Source organism: Thauera linaloolentis 47Lol = DSM 12138 (assembly GCF_000310205.1).
GTDB lineage: Bacteria > Pseudomonadota > Gammaproteobacteria > Burkholderiales > Rhodocyclaceae > Thauera > Thauera linaloolentis.
Map to the genome: position 1 here is coordinate 20,186 of NZ_AMXE01000013.1, position 13,389 is coordinate 33,574.

A 13,389-nucleotide genomic window follows, 5' to 3' on the forward strand; every position below is an offset into this window, starting at 1 on the left:
AAAACCCATTGACACGAATGGGTAGACGGCCGCGTTTCGTGAAACTTTAGTGATTTATTTCACACCCGGCCAAAAAACGCGGTGACGGCCTAGAAATCGACATCCACCGCGCCGTCGGGCCGTACCCGCCCTTGCACGATCTGGCCGTTGCCGAGCCGGATGCGGACCCGTTCGCCGGGGGCCGCGCCGTTCAGGGCCTGGCCTTCGCCCGATACCGCAAAGCCCGGCCCGCGCGTCACCACGGGAACGGTCTGCCCGCGGCGCACCGCGTCCGGCAGGCGCAGGCTTCCCGCGCGCAGCGGTGCGCCGGCCGCCTGGGCAAAGCGCGTGGCGTGGCCGAGCGCCTGTTCGGGCGCGGTCAGCACGTTGTCGGGCAGGGCGCTGAGTTCGCCCTCGCGCATTTCGACGTCGGCCGCGCCGATGATCTCGGCCGAGCGCAGGGCACGGGTGGTGACCAGGTAGGGGCCGAAGACCTGGACCCGGGCCTGTACCCAGGCCGTCCATGCGGCCGGTGCGTTGCAGCGCACGCCGACGCTCACCTGCCCCCAGGCGCGGGTGCCGGGCTGGAGAAAGGCTTCGAGCGCCGTACACGGCGGAAGCCGGTTGTCCGGGTCGAAGGCGCGGACGCCGATCCGTACGTCGCCGGGCAGGCCCTGGACTTCCCGTTCCAGAAAGCCGCGGACGGCCGCTTCGACCGCCTCGGGGGGCTGGTGGGCGGCAGCAGGGAGGAAGAGGGCGAAAAGCGCGAGGGACGACACGCCGCGCCACAGGGCGGCCGGGCTTGGGGGCGGACGGTTCATGGGGCGGATTGCAGCATGCCTCTTCCAGCGAGGCAAGCCGCGTGCGGGCAGGGCTGCGGGAAGCTGGCGGCAGGAAGGGGGGCAGGTTTTGCCGCCCGTGTCCGCAAGCGGCAGATTTGGGCGGTTTTCCTCCGCCTTATCCGGCGAGGGCGAAAGCGGACCGGGGCTTAGCATCGCTGGCATGAAAGCTGCACCTTCCATAGCCATCGATTGCGTTCCCCATTCGCGGGGCGCGGCACTTCCATCCGCGAGGTAAGGCGATGAAGACCCTGCTCGACAACCAGATGCGCTTCCACCAGGCGGCATTCAATCTCCAGGCCCATCGCCAGGAACTGCTGGCGTCGAACATCGCCAATGCCGACACGCCGCACTACAAGGCGCGCGACATCGATTTCCGCAGCGCCCTCGACAGCGCGCTGGGCAATGCGCCCGGCGGCGGCCTGCCCGGCGTGGCGCTCGACACCACGCACCGCGGCCACATCGCCGGCGGCGGCGCACCGGGCGCCGACAGCTTCACGCTGTACCGCACCGAACTCCAGTCCGCCGTCGACGGCAATACCGTCAACATGGACGTCGAGCGCGCGGCCTTCGCCGAGAACTCGCTGCGCTACGAGGCGAGCGTGACCTTCATCAACGGCATGCTGCGTTCGATGAACACGGCGCTCACCGGCCAGTAAGGAGCTTCATCATGAGCATGCTCAACGTTTTCCAGATCGCCGGCTCGGCGCTCAATGCCCAGTCGCTGCGGCTCAACACCACGGCCTCCAACCTTGCCAACGCCGACAGCGTGACCACCGAGACGGGCGAACCCTACCGCGCCAAGCAGGTCGTCTTCGCCGCCCGCCAGATGGCGGGGCCGGCTTCGGTCGGCGTGCAGGTGACCCAGATCGTCGACAGCGCGGCGCCGATGCGGCTGGTGTACGAGCCGAACAATCCGGCGGCGAACGCCGAAGGCTATGTCGAGATGCCCAACGTGAACGTCGCCGAGGAGATGGTGAACATGATCTCGGCCTCGCGTTCGTACCAGAACAACGCCGAGATCATGAACACGGCACGGACATTGCTTCAACGTACCCTGCAGATCGGACAGTAAGCGCTGTCCGGCAAATGATGCCGTGAGCAGGAGAGATTCATGACCACCGTCTCGAACAACACGACAGCGGAAAACGTACTGTCCAAGCTGGCCCGCAGCGAACCCGTGCAGGCGGCGGAAGAGGACATGCAGGGACGTTTTCTCAAGCTGCTGACCACCCAGCTCCAGAACCAGGATCCGATGAATCCGATGGAGAACGCCGAGTTGACCTCGCAGCTCGCGCAGATGAGCACGGTCGATGGCATCGAGCGCCTCAACAAGATGGTGCAGTCCTTCTTCGATTCGCAGGCTTCGTCCGAGGGCCTGAACGCTGCGGCGCTGATCGGGCGCGGCGTGCTGGTCGAGGGCCAGCGCGTGGTGCTGACCGAGGCCGGCGGGATCGGCGGCTTCGAAATCGACGGCCCGGCGGATACCACGACGCTGACGATCAGGGACAGTTCGGGTCTGGTGGTCAAGCAGATGGTCTTCGACGGCCTCGAGGCCGGCAGCCACAACTTCGTCTGGGACGGCACGGCGGAAGACGGCTCGCGCGCGGCCGACGGCGTCTACACGCTGTCCCTGTCGGCGACGCGTGGCGACGACAAGGTCGAGGGGCGCACGCTGCAGTTCGGTGCCGTCACCAGCATCGTTCGCGGCACCAAGGGCACCGACCTGCAGGTGGGCGACCTCGGCCTGTTCAAGTTGGACGACATCAAGCAGATCCTCTGATCCGGAGCACCGATCATGGCATTCCAGCAAGGCCTTAGCGGCCTGAACTCCTCCTCCAAGGCGCTCGACGTCATCTCGAACAACGTCGCCAACGCCAGCACCGTGGGCTTCAAGAACTCCGGCACGGTGTTCGCGGACGCCTATGCCTCGTCGCTCACCGGCGCCGTGTCGAAAATCCAGATCGGCATCGGCAGCGCGGTGCAGGCGGTGCGCCAGGCCTTCACCCAGGGCAACGTCACCACCACCAGCAACCCGCTGGACATGGCGATCAACGGCAACGGCTTCTTTGAGATCGAACTGCAGAACGGCGGTTACGCGCTGTCGCGCAACGGGCAGTTCGACATCAACAAGGAAGGCTACATCGTCACCTCGCTCGGCGACCGCCTGATGGGCTACCAGGCGATCGATCCGGTGTCGGGCGACGTCTATGCGCCGGCAACGGCCTCGGTGGATACCTTCCGGCCGCTGATCGTGCCCGCCTCGGGCGTGGGGGCGATAGAGACCTCGGAAATCAGCCTGAACCTGAACCTCAGTGCCGATGCCGAAGTGATTCCGACGCCGGCGCCACCGGCCGCGGCGATCGATCCGTCGGACCCGCTGACCTACACGTACTCGACCGGAATCCCGATCTTCGATTCGCTGGGCAAGGAGCACACGCTGTCCTTCTACTTCGTGCGCCGCAGCGACGTCGTCGACACCACGACGGCGCCCCCGACCTACAGCGAATGGGATGCCTACACCGTCGTCGACAACGACACCAGCACGCTCACCCACAATTCCACGATCGGTTTCGATGGCGTGGGCCGGGTGGCCGCGGTCACGCCGCATGTGACGGCGGGCGTCACGCCGCCGACCAACGGCTCGGTGTTCAGCGCGCTGCTGGGGACGGACGCGGTCAACCCGAACGTGTCCACGCTGGGGCTGAACGCCATCACGCAGTTCGGCGGCGAGTCGAAACCGCGCGAACTGAAGCAGGACGGGGCCCCGCCGGGAGAAATATCCGGCCTGTCGATCAGCCGTAACGGCATCATCCAGGCGCGTTACTCGAACGGCGACACCAAGGACGTCGGCATTGTCAACCTGACCACCGTGCGCAACAACAACGGCTTGTCGCCCATCGGCAACAACTACTGGGTCGAGACGCCGGAGTCCGGCGGCTTCGCGCGGGGCACGCCGGGCAACGGCATGAATGGCGTCATCTCCGCCGGCCAGGTCGAGGAGTCGAACGTCGACCTGACCCAGGAACTGGTGCAGATGATCATCCAGCAGCGCAACTACCAGGCCAACGCGCAGTCGATCCGCACACAGGACCAGATCCTGCAGACGCTGGTCAACCTGCGCTGATGACGGCAGGGGTTCGTTCCGGGCAGCCCGGGCAGGGGGAGTAGAGCATGGACCGTCTGATCTATACGGCGATGACCGGCGCCACCGGGACGATGAACCAGCAGGCGGCGGTGTCGAACAACATCGCCAATGCTGCGTCCACCGGCTTTCGCGCACAGATGCACAAGCTGCGCGGCGTGGAAATCCAGACCGAGGCCTTCCGCTCGCGTTCGTTCGCGGTCGACGCCAGCATTGCCAACGACTTCACCCCGGGGCCGATTCAGTACACCGGCCGGCCCTACGACGTGGCGGTGGAAGGCAAGGGCTGGCTGGCCGTGCAACTGCCCGACGGCAGCGAAGGCTATACCCGCGACGGCAGCCTCACGCTGAGCCCCGCCGGCATCCTGCAGACCCGCGACGGGCTGCCGGTGGCGGGCGACGGCGGGCCGATCGCGCTGCCGCCCGATACCGAGATCGTCATCGGCCGCGACGGCTCGGTGTCGTCCATCGACCCGAACGGCAACATCGTCAATATCGTCGCCCGGCTCAAGCTGGTGAATCCGCCCGAGGCCGAACTGGTGCGTGGCGATGACGGCCTGTTCCGGCTCGCCGGCGGCGCGCCGGCGCCGGCGGACGAGAACGTGCAGGTCGCGGGCGGCTACCTCGAAGGCAGCAACGTCAATGTCGCCGACCAGATGGTGCAGATGATCTCGCTCGCGCGGCAGTTCGAGATGCAGGTCCGCATGCTGCAAACGGCCGAAGCCAACGACCGTGCCGCCACGCAGGTGCTGGCTGCGCGCTGAGGCGCGCGCGGGCGCCGATGCCCGCCGTCTGCCCCCTTGCGCATGATTAGCACGGTTTTTGCGTTGTTTATCGCGGGATGGCCGTGGCCGGCAAGGGCCTAGACTGATTCCGTGCAAGAAGCGGCAATCGCCGCCGCGTGCCGGCAAGGCCTGCCGGCACGGCAACGCAGAACAGAGGACTCCATCATGATCCGCTCCCTGTGGACCGCCCGTACCGGGCTCGATGCCCAGCAGACTTCGCTGGACGTGATCTCCAACAACCTCGCCAACGTCTCGACCAACGGCTACAAGCGCCAGCGCGCGGTGTTCGAGGATCTGCTGTACCAGACGATCCGCCAGCCGGGGGCGCAGACCACGCAGCAGACCCAGGTGTCGAGCGGCCTGCAAATCGGTACCGGGGTGAGGCCGGTGGCCACCGAGCGCATCTTCACCCAGGGCAGTCCGCAGCAGACGGGCGGCGCGCTCGATCTCGCGATACAGGGCAACGGTTTCCTGCAGATCGCGATGCCCGACGGCACCACGGCCTACACCCGCGACGGTGCGCTGCAGCTCGACAACCAGGGCAACGTCATCACCGCCAGCGGCTACCAGTTGCTCGACGCCATCCAGATCCCCGCCGATGCCACGCAGATCTCCATCGGCAAGGACGGCACCGTCACCGTCAAGCTGCCCAACCAGATCGAGATGCAGCCCGTCGGCCAGATCCAGCTCGCCACCTTCGTCAATCCGGGCGGCCTGCAGAGCATGGGCGAGAACCTGTTCTACGAGACGGCGTCGAGCGGCGAGGCCACGCCGACCGAGCCGGGCACCAACGGCGCCGGCGTCATCAACCAGGGCTACGTCGAGAACTCGAACGTGAATGTCGCCGAGGAACTCGTCAGCATGATCGTCACGCAGCGAGCCTACGAGCTGAATTCGCGCGCCATCTCGACATCCGACCAGATGCTGGGCCGCCTGACCCAATTGTGATGGCCCAATTGTGATGACCCGCTTGCGAGAGCTCCATCGCCAGGGCCACGCCGTGAGGCCGATGATGAAAACGCTTCTCCCCTCCTGCCTGTTCGCCGTGCTGGCGCTGCTGTCGGGCTGCGCCTCGATCAATACCGTGCCGCCGACCGCAGTGCACCAGCCCATGAGCGTGCGCCCGGACAGCCGTGCCGGCGCGCAGCCCGCCAACGGCGCCATCTACCAGACGGCGCTGGCGCGCCCGCTGTTCGAGGATCGCCGCGCCCGCCATGTCGGCGACATCGTCACGATCAACCTCGTCGAGCGCAACACTGCGACCAAGAGCGCCAACACCAGCGCCACGCGCAATTCCGAAATGACGGGCGGCATCACGGCGACCTCACGCCTGCCGCTGGGTGGGCTGAACGGCCTCAGCGTCGAGGCCGGGGTGGATTCCGGCTTCAACGGCACGGGCTCGGCCGGCGCCAACAACGCCTTCAACGGCACGATCACGGTGACGGTCATCGACGTGTATCCGAACGGCAACCTGCTGGTGTCGGGCGAGAAGGTGCTCGCGATCAACCAGGGCAGCGAGTTCATCCGCTTCTCGGGCGTGATCGACCCCAACACCGTGACCACGACCAACACCGTGCAATCCACGCAGGTCGCCGATGCGCGCATCGAATACCGCGGCAGCGGCGTCATCGACCAGTCCAACACCATGGGCTGGCTGCAGCGCTTCTTCCTCGCCGTCCTGCCTTTCTGATCGAGATCCGACATGAGCGCCTTCAAAGCCCTGCTGACACGTGCGCTGGTGGTGGCCGTGGCCGCTGGCATCTTCTTCGTCTCGGCGGCCGAGGCCGCGCCCGAGCGCATCAAGGACCTGGCCACCATCGCCGGCGTGCGCGAGAACCAGCTCGTCGGCTACGGCCTGGTGGTCGGCCTGGACGGCAGCGGCGACCAGACCACGCAGACGCCCTTCACCAAGCAGAGCATCGTCAACATGCTCGGCAACATGGGCGTTACCGTACCGCAGGGCACCAACATGCAGCTGAAGAACGTCGCCGCGGTGATGGTGACGGCCAGCCTGCCGCCCTTTGCCCGGCCCGGCCAGCCGATCGACGTCACCGTGTCGTCGATCGGCAATGCCAAGAGCCTGCGCGGCGGCACGCTGGTGATGACGCCGCTCAAGGGCGCGGACGGGCAGGTCTATGCGGTGGCGCAGGGCAACCTCGCCGTCGGCGGCGCAGGCGGCGCGGCGGGCGGCGCGGCGCAGACCATCAACCACCTGGCGGCGGGACGGATTCCCGGCGGCGCGACGGTGGAGCGCGGCGTCGCCGCGGCGGTCGGGCAGGGCGACTTCGTCATGGTCGAGCTCAACGAGGCCGACTTCAATACCGCGGGCCGGGTGGTGGATGCCATCAACACTGTCGCGCCGGGCGCGGCGCGCGCGCTGGACGGGCGCAGCATCCAGGTGCTGGCGCCGTCCGACGTCTCGCGCCGCGTGGCCTTCCTGGGCCAGCTCGAAAACCTGAGGGTGACGCCGGGCGAACAGACCGCCAGGGTCATCGTCAACTCCCGGACCGGCTCGGTCGTCATGAACCAGCGCGTGACGCTGCAGAACGTGGCCGTGTCGCACGGCAACCTGACCGTCACCGTCGATAGCCAGACCCAGGTCAGCCAGCCGGCGCCGTTCTCGCAGGGCGTGACGGTGGCGGCGCAGAACCAGGGCCAGGTGGACATCCGTCAGGACGGCGGCAGCATCCACAACGTGCGCGCCGGCGGCAATCTCGCCGACGTGGTCAAGGCGCTCAACGCGCTCGGCGCCAAGCCGATGGACCTGGTCAGCATCCTGCAGGCAATGAAGGCGGCCGGTGCGCTGCGCGCCGAGCTAGAGATCATCTGAGGCGGGACATGAACGCCGGCGTCCAGCTCAACGCCCTCGACCCCAACTCGTTCGCCGAGCTTCAGCGCCTGGCGCGCACCGAGGGCCAGTCGAACGAAGCGCTGCGTGCGGCGGCGAAGCAGTTCGAGGCGCTGTTCATGCAGATGCTGCTGAAGTCGATGCGCGACGCCACGCCGTCGAACAGTCTGCTCGACAGCGACCAGACCCGCATGTACCAAAGTATGCTCGATCAGCAGCTTGCGCTGAACCTGTCGCAGTCGCGCGGCACGGGCCTCGCGGATGCGCTCTTCCGCCAGCTCGGCGGCAAGGACGAGGGCGCGGGCGGCGCGGATGCGGCGCTGCCGGGGCAGGGCGCCACGGGCGGCAATGGCGGCTTCGATCTTGCCGGCGCCATCCGTCGGCCGGCAATTTCTGCCGTGGCCGGGCGTGCGGCGCTTGCCGTGTCGCCGGACAGGGCGGGGGATTCCCCGGCTGGCCTGGACACCGGTTCCGTGGCCGGAAACGCGCTGCTCGAAGCGCGTTTCCGGGAGGCGCTCCAGCATGTGCGCGACGCCGGCGGCGCGGTCTCGGACAAGGTCCGGGGCTTCGTCGCCGAGCTCTGGCCGCATGCGGTCGAGGCCAGCAAGCGCACCGGCATCCCGCCGGCCTTCATGGTGGCCCAGGCGGCGCTGGAAACGGGCTGGGGCGAGAAGCAGTTGCGCCACGCCGATGGCCGCCCCAGCCACAACCTGTTCAACATCAAGGCCGGCTCGGCCTGGAGCGGCAGGACGGTCGACCGCGCGGTCACCGAGTATGCCGATGGCCGCGCCTATACCGAGGCGGCGCGCTTCCGCGCGTATTCGTCCTATGCCGAGTCCTTCCGCGACTATGCCGAACTGATGACGCGCAGCCCGCGCTACGCGGGCGTGCTCGGCCAGACGGACGCCGGCGGCTTCGCGCGCGGGTTGCAGGATGCGGGCTATGCGACCGATCCGCAGTACGCCGACAAGCTCACCCGCATCATCGGCGGCACGACGCTGCGCAGCGCGCTCGCCGGCATCGGCTGATCCTGCCGCAGAAATTGCCGGCCGAGGGTTGGCATCTTTCTTGCTGATCTCCTGTCAGGAAATCGCAGATCAGGAAGACCATCATGGCTGGCATGCTCAACATCGGAATGACGGGCCTCAATGCCGCACAGGCCCAGCTCGCCACGACCAGCCACAACATCACCAACGTCAATACCGCCGGCTACCACCGCCAGACGGTCGGCCAGGGGGCGCTGGAGCCGCTCTTCACCGGCGCCGGCTTCTTCGGCCAGGGCACGCGGGTGTCCTCGGTCACGCGCTCCTACGACCAGTTCCTGGAGAGCCAGGTCCTGCAGGCCGACAACCGCCGCTCGCAGTATGCCGCCTACGGCGCGCAGATCGGGCAGATCAACAACCTGCTGGCCGACAGCACGACGGGTTTGTCGCCGGCGATGGCGAACTTCTTCGCCGGCGTGCAGGAGGTGGCGTCCAATCCCACCAGCCCGGCCGCGCGCCAGGCGCTGATTTCCAATGCCCAGTCGCTGGCGACCCGCTTCCACTCCCTGAATGCCCGCATGGAAGAGATCCGCGAGGGCGTGGAAGGCAGCCTCGTGCAGACCGTCGAGTCGATCAACAGCTACGCCAAGGCGATCGCCGAGATGAACCAGCGCATCGTCGTCGCCCAGGCGGGCGGTGCCGGTACGCCCGCCAACGACCTGCTCGACCAGCGCGACCTGTTGCTGGGCGAACTCAACAAGCTGGTGAAGATCACGGTCGTCGAGGAATCGGACGGCGCGAACGCCAGCGGCGCGGTGTCCGTATTCATCGGCTCGGGGCAGTCGCTGGTGCTGCGCGGCGCGGTGTCGACCTTCGAGGTGATCCCGAGCGCGAGTGATCCGGAGCGCGGCGCGGTCTCGATGGTTGCGCCGGGCGGCAACAGGATCGAGCTGGCCGAGTCGCTGCTCACGGGCGGGACGCTGGGGGGGCTGCTGGAGTTCCGCCGCGTATCGCTCGACGCGGCGCAGAACGAGCTGGGCCTGATCGCGCTGGGCATCACCGAAACCTTCAATGCGCAGCACAAGCTGGGCATCGATCTCGAAGGCGTCTTCGGCAAGAATTTCTTCAAGCCGATCACGCCCACCGTCGTGCCGGCCACGGCCGGCGTCGCCACCAGCATCACCGACGTGAGCGAGGTGCGGGCGAAGGACTATCGCGTCGCCGTCGACAACATCGGCGGCACGGTGAAGCTGTTCGCGGGCGACGAGGAGGTGGCGTCGCAGGCCCTGCCGGCGACCTGGCCGGTGACGCTCGAGGGCGGCGGCCTGTCCGTCACCGTCCCCAGCGCGGCGAGCATTCCCGAGAAGGGCCTGCTGATCCAGCCGACGCGCGATGCCGCGAGCCATATCTCGGTGGCGATCACCGATTACCGCGAAATCGCCGCCGGCGGCCCGGTGTCGGTGAGCGCGCCGCTGGTCAACCAGGGCACGGGCAAGCTCGCCGACATCGATGTCCGCAGTATCGCCGGCATGGACGGGGCGGGTGACGGCAAGCCGGATTTCGCGTCGTTTTCCGCCAGCTTCAGCGGCACCAGCCTGTCGGTGCCGGCCGGCTACACGATCGAGCGCCTGAGGCAGGATGCGACGAGCGGACAGTGGGTGGCCGACACGGCCTATCCGAGCGGGAGCGCCACGACCTTCGATCCGGCCACCGATTCTTCGGGGGCGCAGTTCCGCATCACCGGGCCGGGCGGCTATGCGTTCGACTTCAAGTTCAGCGGCTCGCCCGAGTCCGGGGACAGCTTCGAGTTCGCGTCGAACGCCGCCGGCGTGGCCGACAACCGCAACGCCGTCGCGCTCGGCGCGCTGCAGACTTCGAAGGTGATGCTGGCCGACGGCAGCGGACGGCCGACCGCCACCTTCCAGTCAATCTATGCCCAGACCGTGACCACGGTCGGCAACAAGACCCGCGAGGTCCAGGTCAACGAGTCCGCCCAGCAGGCGCTGCTCGACCAGGCGACGGCGTCGCGCGACAGCGTATCGGGTGTCAACCTGGACGAAGAGGCGGCCAATCTCGTCCGTTTCCAGCTCGCCTATCAGGCGTCGGCGCGCGTCATGACCGTGGCGCAGCGCCTGTTCGACGAACTCATCGCCATCGGCCGCTGAGCCGGGCAGGGAGAGCATCATGCGTATTTCGACCAACATGATCTACGACCGCAGCGTGAGCTCGATTCAGCAGCAGTGGTCGGGCCTCCTGCACACGGCGCAGCAGGTATCCACCGGCCGCCGCGTGCTGACGCCCGCCGACGATCCGATCGCATCGGCGCGCGCGCTCGAGATCGGCCAGACGCAGGCGGTCAACAAGCAGTTCGGCGAGAACATCGGTTACGCCGACGATGCACTGAAGCTGCTCGAATCCCGCCTGGAAGGGGCGGGCGAGATCCTGCAGTACGTGCGCACGCGCGCGGTGCAGGCGGGCAACGGCGACAGTACGATGAAGCCGGAGGACCTGCGTTCGCTGGCGGTCGACATGAAGGCGCAGTTCGAGGCCATGCTCGCTTTGGCCAACAGCCAGGATGGCATGGGCGAGTACATCTTCGGCGGCTATCGTGCGCAGATGCAGCCCTTCAATGGCAACGAGGCCGGCGTCAGCTATGCCGGGGACCAGGGCGAGCGCAGCATCCAGGTCTCGGCCTCGCGCTACATGGCGATCAGCCTGCCCGGTTCGGATGTGTTCGACCGCACGCTGACGCTCGATACCGAGTCGATCAAGATCTACGGTGCGCTCGACAACGAAGGCGACGCCGCGCCCACGCTGGCCGCCGTCGACCCGGCCGCGGTCAGGCAGGCCACGCGCTACCAGTTGGTCTTCGACGAGGGGACGGGCAGCTATGACGTCACCCGCATCGGGCAGGACGGCAACGAGGTGCCGCCGGCGGTCACGCTGATGCCGCCCGGCGCCACGATCGACGGCCTGGAACTGTCGCTGCCGGCCACCGGCGTGGCCGACGGCGATGCGTTCGAGATCTACGTGCCGTCGACCAGCATGCTCAACAACATGGCCATGTTCGCCGCCACGCTGGAAAAGCAGAACGGAGTGTCGGGCATGACCGGGGCGGTCGCCTTTGCGCTGGAAACCTTGGACGCCGGCCAGGAGAACATCCTCAAGGTGCGCGCGCAGATCGGCTCGCAACTGACCGAGACCCAGGCGCTGGCCGACCTCGGCAGCGACCTCGACATACAGTACGCGGCGACGCTGTCCAACCTGCAGGACGTCGATTACGTCGAGGCGATCTCGCAGCTCACGCAGCGGCAGACCTACCTGCAGGCGGCACAGCAGTCCTTCATGAAGGTGTCGGGCCTGTCCCTGTTCAATTTCCTGAACTGAGAGTCATCATGCGCGCCCTGCCCGCACTGGCGGTTTCCCTCCTTGCCGCGCTCACCCTGGCCGGCTGCGCTTCGGCGCCCGCCCCCGAACAGGCCGCGCCGGGACCATCCGCGCCGTCCGCCCAGGCTCCGGAGCAGAAGCAGGAGGCGTCCAGGCTGTCGCGCGGGCTGGACGAGGCCGAGCGCTTCGCCGCCGACTACGGCGGCCCGGTGGCCGCGATCGCCGGCGGACTGATGATGCTGGACGATCTGAAGATGCTCGAGCCGGAGTACCTGGCCGGCGGCCTGGTGGCGTTCGCGATCTACGATCCGTTCGCGCCGACATGGCGGGTCGACGTGCGCGAGGCCGGGGGCGACCGCGTGCGCATGGCGCTGCGCATGAAGTCACTGTTCACCGGCGGTGATGGCGAGGCGCGCCAGGTCTTCCTGCGCAACGCGCGGCAGATGGTGGAGGCGGGCGGTTTTGCCGGCTACGAGATCGTGCACTACGAGGAAGGCGTCGAATCGACGCGGCCGTTCGCGCGCCGCTACGCCAACGCCGAAATCCAGCTCCTGCGCTCGCGCATCTTCCCGGCCTTGTGACCCGCCCCCTCCGGCTCAGCGCGGCGGGGGCGGCGCCTGCAGGGGCGCGAGCAATTCGAGCATGCGGTCGATTTCGTCGAAGCCGCGCTCGAACAGGCTCTGCAGCACCGGGGCGAAGTTGGTCATGATCAGCAGCACGCCGACGAAGCCGGCGGTGAGCGTCACCGGAAAGCCGACCGCGAACAGGTTGAGCTGCGGCGCCGCGCGGGTGAGCACGCCGAGCGAGACGTTGGCCACCAGCAGCACGCCGATCACCGGCAGCGACAGCAGCAGGCCGGCGGCGAAGACGGCGGCGCCGGCGCGGGCGATGTAGCCCCAGCCGTCGGCGCGGATGGCGTCGGTGCCCACCGGCAGCCATTCGAAGCTGCGCACCAGCACCTCGATCATCAGCAGGTGGCCGTTCACCGCGAGGAACAGCAGGGTGGCGATCAGGCTGAGGAAGTCCGACAGCACGGCGGTCTGCCCGCCCGCGTCGGGGTCGAAGAAGATGGCGAAGGACAGGCCCATCTGCATGCCGATCAGCGCCCCGGCCATATCCACCGCGGCGAACACGAGGCGCATCATGAAGCCCACCGCGATGCCGATGAAGATCTGCTGGCCGAAGATGGCGAGCCCGAGGCCGGAGCCCGGCGCCACCTCGGGCATCGGCGGCATCGCCGGCAGCAGCGCGATGCCCACGCCCAGGCCGATGGCGAGCCGCACGCGGGCGGGAGCGCCGCGGTTGGAGAATACCGGCGCCGAGGCGAACAGGCCCAGCAGGCGCGCCAGCGGAAACATCGCCGCGGCGAGCCAGGCGTCGAGCTGGGCGGCGCTTACGCTGAGCATCGGTGCGGGGGAGGCGG

The 13,389-nt window shown here is 68.0% G+C and carries 14 protein-coding genes; 12 read left to right on the forward strand and 2 right to left on the reverse strand.

Features of this window, described 5'->3' with window-relative positions:
* Positions 1-89 precede the first annotated feature (89 nt).
* Positions 90-800, reverse strand: coding sequence for a flagellar basal body P-ring formation chaperone FlgA (gene flgA / locus C666_RS05760; protein ID WP_004335278.1), 711 nt, complete (start codon positions 798-800; stop codon positions 90-92).
* A 260-nt stretch (positions 801-1,060) separates the two neighbouring features.
* Here flgA and flgB point away from each other — a divergent pair, with 260 nt between their 5' ends.
* From flgB to C666_RS05820, 12 genes are all read left to right on the forward strand, one after another.
* Positions 1,061-1,477 (forward strand): flagellar basal body rod protein FlgB, encoded by a 417-nt coding sequence (gene flgB, locus C666_RS05765; RefSeq protein WP_004335280.1) that lies wholly within the window; start codon positions 1,061-1,063, stop codon positions 1,475-1,477.
* An 11-nt stretch (positions 1,478-1,488) separates the two neighbouring features.
* Positions 1,489-1,893 (forward strand): flagellar basal body rod protein FlgC, encoded by a 405-nt coding sequence (gene flgC, locus C666_RS05770; RefSeq protein ID WP_004335284.1) that lies wholly within the window; start codon positions 1,489-1,491, stop codon positions 1,891-1,893.
* 39 nt (positions 1,894-1,932) lie between these two features.
* On the forward strand, positions 1,933-2,601 hold the full coding sequence (locus C666_RS05775) for a flagellar hook assembly protein FlgD (RefSeq protein WP_004335288.1): 669 nt from the start codon (positions 1,933-1,935) through the stop codon (positions 2,599-2,601).
* A gap of 15 nt (positions 2,602-2,616) precedes the next feature.
* A complete protein-coding gene (gene flgE, locus C666_RS05780; RefSeq protein WP_004335291.1) occupies positions 2,617-3,945 on the forward strand; it encodes a flagellar hook protein FlgE in 1,329 nt (442 codons plus the stop codon).
* A 47-nt stretch (positions 3,946-3,992) separates the two neighbouring features.
* The gene (gene flgF, locus C666_RS05785; protein ID WP_004335294.1) at positions 3,993-4,727 is read left to right on the forward strand and encodes a flagellar basal-body rod protein FlgF; all 735 of its coding nucleotides are present in this window, start codon (positions 3,993-3,995) and stop codon (positions 4,725-4,727) included.
* Between the two features lie 186 nt (positions 4,728-4,913).
* Positions 4,914-5,696, forward strand: a complete 783-nt coding sequence (flgG, locus tag C666_RS05790) for a flagellar basal-body rod protein FlgG (RefSeq protein WP_004335296.1) — start codon at positions 4,914-4,916, stop codon at positions 5,694-5,696.
* Between the two features lie 64 nt (positions 5,697-5,760).
* The gene (locus C666_RS05795) at positions 5,761-6,438 is read left to right on the forward strand and encodes a flagellar basal body L-ring protein FlgH (RefSeq protein WP_028792489.1); all 678 of its coding nucleotides are present in this window, start codon (positions 5,761-5,763) and stop codon (positions 6,436-6,438) included.
* A 12-nt stretch (positions 6,439-6,450) separates the two neighbouring features.
* A complete protein-coding gene (locus tag C666_RS05800) occupies positions 6,451-7,578 on the forward strand; it encodes a flagellar basal body P-ring protein FlgI (RefSeq protein WP_004335300.1) in 1,128 nt (375 codons plus the stop codon).
* A gap of 8 nt (positions 7,579-7,586) precedes the next feature.
* A complete protein-coding gene (gene flgJ / locus C666_RS05805) occupies positions 7,587-8,624 on the forward strand; it encodes a flagellar assembly peptidoglycan hydrolase FlgJ (RefSeq protein WP_004335302.1) in 1,038 nt (345 codons plus the stop codon).
* A gap of 83 nt (positions 8,625-8,707) precedes the next feature.
* Positions 8,708-10,744 (forward strand): flagellar hook-associated protein FlgK, encoded by a 2,037-nt coding sequence (gene flgK, locus C666_RS05810; protein WP_004335304.1) that lies wholly within the window; start codon positions 8,708-8,710, stop codon positions 10,742-10,744.
* Positions 10,745-10,763: 19 nt separating this feature from the next.
* Entirely contained in the window at positions 10,764-11,966 is a 1,203-nt protein-coding gene (flgL, locus tag C666_RS05815) for a flagellar hook-associated protein FlgL (RefSeq protein ID WP_004335306.1), read from the forward strand.
* An 8-nt stretch (positions 11,967-11,974) separates the two neighbouring features.
* Positions 11,975-12,547 carry a hypothetical protein gene (locus tag C666_RS05820; protein WP_004335308.1) on the forward strand — a complete coding sequence of 191 codons (573 nt, stop codon included), beginning with the start codon at positions 11,975-11,977 and terminating at the stop codon, positions 12,545-12,547.
* 15 nt (positions 12,548-12,562) lie between these two features.
* Here C666_RS05820 and fliR read toward each other — a convergent pair whose 3' ends face one another.
* Positions 12,563-13,372: a flagellar biosynthetic protein FliR gene (fliR, locus tag C666_RS05825; protein WP_004335310.1), complete on the reverse strand. Its 810-nt coding sequence runs from the start codon at positions 13,370-13,372 to the stop codon at positions 12,563-12,565.
* Between the last annotated feature and the right edge of the window lie 17 nt (positions 13,373-13,389).

Bases quoted from the DNA above. Each gene is read 5' to 3' on its own strand.
- flgA (WP_004335278.1), bottom strand. From the start codon at position 800: ATGAACCGTCCGCCCCCAAGCCCGGCCGCCCTGTGGCGCGGCGTGTCG.
- flgB (WP_004335280.1), top strand. From the start codon at position 1,061: ATGAAGACCCTGCTCGACAACCAGATGCGCTTCCACCAGGCGGCATTC.
- flgC (WP_004335284.1), top strand. From the start codon at position 1,489: ATGAGCATGCTCAACGTTTTCCAGATCGCCGGCTCGGCGCTCAATGCC.
- C666_RS05775 (WP_004335288.1), top strand. From the start codon at position 1,933: ATGACCACCGTCTCGAACAACACGACAGCGGAAAACGTACTGTCCAAG.
- flgE (WP_004335291.1), top strand. From the start codon at position 2,617: ATGGCATTCCAGCAAGGCCTTAGCGGCCTGAACTCCTCCTCCAAGGCG.
- flgF (WP_004335294.1), top strand. From the start codon at position 3,993: ATGGACCGTCTGATCTATACGGCGATGACCGGCGCCACCGGGACGATG.
- flgG (WP_004335296.1), top strand. From the start codon at position 4,914: ATGATCCGCTCCCTGTGGACCGCCCGTACCGGGCTCGATGCCCAGCAG.
- C666_RS05795 (WP_028792489.1), top strand. From the start codon at position 5,761: ATGAAAACGCTTCTCCCCTCCTGCCTGTTCGCCGTGCTGGCGCTGCTG.
- C666_RS05800 (WP_004335300.1), top strand. From the start codon at position 6,451: ATGAGCGCCTTCAAAGCCCTGCTGACACGTGCGCTGGTGGTGGCCGTG.
- flgJ (WP_004335302.1), top strand. From the start codon at position 7,587: ATGAACGCCGGCGTCCAGCTCAACGCCCTCGACCCCAACTCGTTCGCC.
- flgK (WP_004335304.1), top strand. From the start codon at position 8,708: ATGGCTGGCATGCTCAACATCGGAATGACGGGCCTCAATGCCGCACAG.
- flgL (WP_004335306.1), top strand. From the start codon at position 10,764: ATGCGTATTTCGACCAACATGATCTACGACCGCAGCGTGAGCTCGATT.
- C666_RS05820 (WP_004335308.1), top strand. From the start codon at position 11,975: ATGCGCGCCCTGCCCGCACTGGCGGTTTCCCTCCTTGCCGCGCTCACC.
- fliR (WP_004335310.1), bottom strand. From the start codon at position 13,372: ATGCTCAGCGTAAGCGCCGCCCAGCTCGACGCCTGGCTCGCCGCGGCG.